The organism is Dankookia rubra (assembly GCF_004355005.1).
GTDB classification, from domain to species: domain Bacteria; phylum Pseudomonadota; class Alphaproteobacteria; order Acetobacterales; family Acetobacteraceae; genus Paracraurococcus; species Paracraurococcus ruber_A.
This window is the reverse complement of sequence record NZ_SMSJ01000180.1, coordinates 1-5,271: the sequence shown is the minus strand read 5'-3', so window position 1 is coordinate 5,271 and position 5,271 is coordinate 1. Positions and strand designations below refer to the sequence as shown.

Genomic DNA, 5,271 nt, shown 5'->3' with positions numbered 1-5,271 from the left:
ACAACCCGTCACCTCCGCTTACCGCTGCAAACGATGGGCGCACGATTGCGCGACACCTACCGTTGAGTGCTCGTGGAGCTTTGCGCGATTGGGAGTACGACGGCCGCTTAGTGGCGGGACGCGGTGCAGGCCCGGGGCACGTCATCCCTCGCTGATGCGAACGGCTCCCCAGGACCCTGCCGAAGGTGTTCGAGCATGGCTGCGCCTCTGCTGAACTGAGGAAAGAGGCGGGACCCCGCAGCCGACCGCGATTGTGGCAGTCCTCACCTAACACGCGGGAAGCGCGAAGAGCGCGTGTGAGCGCGCCACCCTGGTGACATCGCGCCCCGATTGTCTTGACGCAGTAGCCAGTCAGCCCGCGGTACCTTGGATTACGACAAGGTAGGCGGTGAGCCGCTGCAAACGCTTCGCCGTGTCAATGTCCGCTCCGCGCCCATTCCAATCATTTCAAGGAGCCATCCCGGTGCTCCGAAGCGGACGTTCGCTTAGCCCTCCGGCTCGTCTGCGGCTGCTCGCCAAGGGCCGAGGACGAAGGTGCGACCGCGACGCCCGACGAACAGCGGTGTGTCGCGTCCTTTGTCCCGCAACGTCCGCGCGCGCCCGGGTGTTGGGCCTGCGATGACCTCCTTTCTCCCCGCATCGTTGGCGAACTGGCCCGAACATCCCCGCGTGCGCCGGCTGAACGAGGGCCCCATCGGCAGCGGGGGCCGATACGTGCTCTGCTGGCTGCAGCAGGCTCTGCGGGCGCGCGACAACCCCGTGATCGACGCCGCGGTGCGGCTCGGCAACGAGCTCGGACTGCCGGTGCTCGTCTACCACGGCCTGCGCGAGGACTATCCGTTCGCCTCGGACCGGCTGCACCGCTTCATCCTGGGCGCGAGCCGCGATCTCGCCATCGGGTGCGGGCAGCGCGGGCTCGCCTGCGTGCAGTATGTTGACCGGGCGGAAAAGCGAGAGAAGGGGCTGGTGTACCGCCTGGCGGTCGACGCGGCGGCCTTGATGCTGGAAGACCAGCCCGCTTTCGTCGCGCAGTGGCAGGCCGAGCGCGTGGCGGCTAAGACCGGTGCGGCCGTGTTCGCCGTCAACGCCGCCTGCCTCGTCCCACCCGCGGCCCTCGACCAGGGCGTCGGCACTACCTCTGCCTTCCGCCGCCGGCACGAGAAGGCGCGCGAGCTCTGGTGGTTCTGGTCCGACGAGGAGCCCGCGGTCGGCCCCTACGACGGCCCACTCGCCTACAAGCCCGACCGGCTGGGCGGGCTATCGGACGCGGCACTCGACGGGCTGCTCGCCTCGCTCGCTATCGACCACGCGCTGGCGCCCAGCGCCATGCTGCCGGGCTCGCGCGACGAGGTGCTGGTCCGGCTCGGCCGCCTGACGCGCGAAGTGCTGCCGGCCTACGCCGAGGCGCGCAACAACGCCTCGCGGCCGGAGGGGGCGAGCACGCTCTCGCCTTACCTCCACTTCGGCGTGGTCGGCCCGCGCGAGGTCATGGCCGCAATTAAGGCGAGCGACGTTGCCGAGGGCAGCCAGCAGAAGTTCGCCGACGAGCTGCTCACTTGGCGCGAGTGGTTCCACTATAAGGCGCGCGCCATGCGCGTGCCGGAGAGCTACGTGCGCGTGCCGAACTGGGCGCGGGGGCAACTGGAGCGCCACGCCGCCGACCCCCGGCCCGAACTCGAGACACTGGGTGCGCTAGTCCACGGCGAGACGCGCGACGAAACGTGGAATGCCTGCCAGAAGCAGTATCTGGTCGACGGCTGGATGCACAACAACCTGCGTATGTACTGGGCCAAGCGCATCATTGCGATGACACCCGACCCGCACATTGGCTGGGCGACGGCCTGTTACCTCAACGACCGGCTGAGCCTCGACGGGCGCGACCCCTCGACCTACGGCAACCTGGCCTGGGCCTTCGGGGACGCCGCTCCGGGCTACCGGGATAACCCGATCTACGGCCTGGTGCAGACCCGCACCGACCGTTCGATCCGCGAGCGTCCGGGCGGGCCCGAATGGCTGTCAAAGGCCGCTGCGCGGCCCGTGCCCCGGCTGATTGTGCCGGAGCATCTACCGGAGGATCCGTACGTGAGCGAGAAGCTGCCGATCTGATCGGCGATCGCGCTCCGCGCACCGCAAACCCGCGGCCGGCCGCGATTGTGGCAGCCCTCTCCTAACACGCGGTAAGTGCAAAGAACGCGTGTTAGGTGCCGCCCGTGGTGATCGGTCCTCGCCTTGCCGTGCATATCTGAGGTCGAGAGGCCTGCGGCATCCTCTCCGGGCGGGGCGGGCTAGGAAACGGAACCTCCGCTTCTGCTCCTAGCGGCAGTCGCCCGGCTGCCTCCCCCGCTCCCCACCCGCCTACTCGGGTATCTCGGCCCGCGTTTCCGGTCGCAGCCCCTCGCTCTCCTGCACCGCAGGCGGGCGGGTGTCGGGCTGGAGCACGACGGACACTCGCCGGCCGCCGCAGCGGCTGCGGGCCGAAAGGCTGTGACCGACAGTTACCGCCGAGCGCGAGGTCTGGGAACTGATCGAGCAGGAGCCGCCTTGAAGCTCGCCGCATCGCAGGCGGGGAAGGGCGGTATGTCAAAGGTATCCAGGGAGGACCTAATCGCGGAGACGGCAGAGCTTCTTGACGGTAATACGGCAAATCTCTCGCTCGATCGGCTTCTGCAACTCATCACCATCATGCAGCACGCAACCGACGTGCTCCTGAATGAGATCGAGCGGCGCGGTAAGCTGACCTTTCAGGAAGAGGTGCCGGTCGTTCCCTATGTGTCGGATTACCGCATTAAGACCATCCTCACGCGCGCGGAAGATAATGAACGTGGCGGCCCAGAGCCGCCTTCAGTGGCGAAGTTGCGGCACTAGGCCGCCGCGGCAATCCAGGCTCTGCTCGGGCTAGCCGAGGGAAGCGGCCCCGCCGGCTTCCACTCGTAGCGGGTTTAGTCGGGGCGCAGGTGCACTTCGACCCCAGCCATAGGCGGCACCTGCAGCCCCAGCCGTGCCGCTGCAGCCTTGAGCCGCGCCACGTCACCCTCGCGCCACTGCCGCCGGGTCAACAGGCTGGTCGCCTCAGCCGCCGGCATGCCGAGCGCCTCGCCGATCGCGGCCGGCGTGGTGATGCTGCGCGCATTCAGTTCGTGGCCGATCGCCATCCGCAAGCGGATTGTGGTCAGCCGGTCGGCCTGCCGGGCGCGGCGCTCCTCGGGCGTGAGCTTGAGCTTGGCAGGCGGCGGCTGGTCAGGGGGCAGGTTCATGCGGGCAAGGTGTACTAGGCTGGAGCAGCGCGTAGTCGGCCAGCTTAGCCCGCCGCACCAGTGCACTCCGCACCGCTTGTGGCGTTTGGCCCAGCTCGCGCCCAATCGCCGCGTAGCAGTACCCGCGCGCCCGCATCGCCGCCGCAATCTCATGCCAGCGCGACAACCCCAAACGTGACCCGCAGCGCGTGCCTGGCGGCCTCACCGTCACGCCGCGCGCCTGCAACTCCTGCCGTATTGTCAGCACTGGATACCCGGTGAGGCCGGCGATCCGCGCGAGGCTCGAGCCGGCCGCGTACAGCGCCGGCCAGTCCTCCGGCGATGGGTTGACGGGCTCGGCATGGCGGATGCGTTGCTCCTCGGGCGTGAGCTCCGGCGGTCGGTCGGGGGACAGGCTCATGCTGGAATAAAAAAGGGCGAGTAGCTGTTCCGGTAGTCACACGGCTGTTGGCCCGCATCACCGTGTGACGACCCACACCGCCGGGTCACCGCCGAACGCTTGTTACTCGGGGCGGCAGGTAGCGAGTAGGCGCTTGATCTCCGGCGTGGTCAGGGCTGCTACATTGTCTGATCACCTCAGCCGCAGGATGCGCCCCTCCGTCTCGTCAGTCAGGATGTAGAGCCGGCCGTCCAAGCCCTGAATCACATGACGCATACGTACCTCGTTCGGTAGCAACCGCTCCTCGCCTGTCACACGATCGCCGTCAAGGGAGAGTCGAACCAAGCCCGGCATGGTCAGCGCCGCCAGGAACAAGCTGCCGCGCCACCCTGGGAAGACATCGCCATCGTAGAATGCAATGCCGGAGGGGCTGATGACAGGCGTCCAGACCTTGAGCGGGTCCTCCATGCCCGGCGCCGAACGCAGGTCGGAGATGATTGAGCCATCGAGGTCCAGGCCGTGCGTCACCAGTGGCCAGCCGTAGTTGCCGCCGGCGCGGATGACGTTAACCTCGTCGCCGCCGCGGGGCCCCAACTCCGCCTCCCACAGGCTGCCGGTCCAAGGATTGAAGGCAAGGCCTTGTGGGTTGCGATGGCCGTAGGACCAGATTTCGGGCCGGGCGCCCGGGTGGTTGAGGAAAGGATTGCCAGCCGCTGGCCTCCCGTCCCGCTCAAGCCGCAGCACCTTGCCCGCAAGATCATCAAGGCGCTGTGCGCGTCTCGGGTCGGTCAGGCCGTCACCGGTTGAGAGATAGACCTTGCCGTCTCGGGGGCCGAAGACAATACGGCAGCCAAAATGGCTTCGATGCCCCTTCTGCGCGGGCGCCACATCTAGGATCGGCGTTGCACCCTCCAGCGCCGTCGCGTCAGACGACAGGCGAGCGCGGGCCAACCGGGTGAGTGCGCCGCTTGGCACGAGCGTGGTGTGGCAGAAATAGATTTCGCGCGTGGCGGCAAAATCGGGCGCTGGGGCGACATCGAGAAGGCCGCCTTCCCAGCCGCCCAACTCCGTCGGAGGCACGCCGCCGAGCGGGGCTGAGACGCGCCCATCTCGGTCCACGACACGCATACGTCCGGGCCGCTCAGTGACGAGCAGGCGACCATCTGGCAGGAAGGCCGCCCCCCAAGGGTGTTCAAGGCCAGTTGCGAAGGTGGTGACGTGGAAGACGGCCCGGTCGGATCGAACCGGGTCACCGTCGAAGCCCCACGCCTTGAAGGACGAGACAAGGAGAGCGGTGCCGACCACCGCCAAGACAAGCCGCTTACGCATACGCCACCACGCTGATCGTCAAGTCACTGTCACAACCTAAACCGCTTCTGGTACAGCGAGATGCATCTCGCTGCTTGAAAGTAAGCGGAAGTGCTTTGGCATCTCCTGCCGCTGCCCGCCCCCTTGTAGCCGGGGGAGCGTGCCGCCCAGCAGCAGCGCGCCGCAAACCCGGCCGACCGCGATTGTGGCACGCCCATCCTAGGGCCTGTCAGGCCTTAAGTTCTGTGTGTCTACTTGATCCAGTCTATCGTGGCGGCCATGCAGAGCACGCCCATGAAGGAACACGCGGTTTTCTCGTAGCGGGTGGCG

5 protein-coding genes are annotated in these 5,271 nt (G+C 67.6%); 2 read left to right on the top strand and 3 right to left on the bottom strand.

Annotation, left to right across the window (positions count from 1 at the left end):
- The first annotated feature begins 618 nt into the window (after nucleotides 1-618).
- Together E2C06_RS35255 and E2C06_RS35250 are read left to right on the top strand one after the other, a co-directional pair.
- Complete coding sequence (locus E2C06_RS35255) at nucleotides 619-2,106, top strand: deoxyribodipyrimidine photo-lyase (RefSeq protein WP_133293209.1); 1,488 nt, start codon at nucleotides 619-621, stop codon at nucleotides 2,104-2,106.
- 435 nt (nucleotides 2,107-2,541) lie between these two features.
- Nucleotides 2,542-2,865, top strand: coding sequence for a hypothetical protein (locus E2C06_RS35250; protein WP_133293208.1), 324 nt, complete (start codon nucleotides 2,542-2,544; stop codon nucleotides 2,863-2,865).
- A 74-nt stretch (nucleotides 2,866-2,939) separates the two neighbouring features.
- On the opposite strand, the gene E2C06_RS35245 is transcribed toward E2C06_RS35250, so the two are convergent.
- The 3 genes from E2C06_RS35245 to E2C06_RS35235 all read right to left on the bottom strand — a co-directional run bounded on the left by E2C06_RS35245 (nucleotide 2,940) and on the right by E2C06_RS35235 (nucleotide 4,938).
- Nucleotides 2,940-3,254 (bottom strand): hypothetical protein, encoded by a 315-nt coding sequence (locus E2C06_RS35245; RefSeq protein ID WP_133293207.1) that lies wholly within the window; start codon nucleotides 3,252-3,254, stop codon nucleotides 2,940-2,942.
- Nucleotides 3,238-3,654, bottom strand: coding sequence for a hypothetical protein (locus tag E2C06_RS35240; protein ID WP_133293206.1), 417 nt, complete (start codon nucleotides 3,652-3,654; stop codon nucleotides 3,238-3,240). The genes E2C06_RS35245 and E2C06_RS35240 overlap by 17 nt, the downstream gene beginning before the upstream one ends.
- A 171-nt stretch (nucleotides 3,655-3,825) precedes the next feature.
- A complete protein-coding gene (locus tag E2C06_RS35235; RefSeq protein ID WP_241671613.1) occupies nucleotides 3,826-4,938 on the bottom strand; it encodes a PQQ-dependent sugar dehydrogenase in 1,113 nt (370 codons plus the stop codon).
- Nucleotides 4,939-5,271: the final 333 nt, after the last annotated feature.

Coding starts and splice junctions, on each gene's coding strand:
- E2C06_RS35255 (WP_133293209.1), top strand. CDS start 619: ATGACCTCCTTTCTCCCCGCATCGTTGGCGAACTGGCCCGAACATCCC.
- E2C06_RS35245 (WP_133293207.1), bottom strand. CDS start 3,254: ATGAACCTGCCCCCTGACCAGCCGCCGCCTGCCAAGCTCAAGCTCACG.
- E2C06_RS35240 (WP_133293206.1), bottom strand. CDS start 3,654: ATGAGCCTGTCCCCCGACCGACCGCCGGAGCTCACGCCCGAGGAGCAA.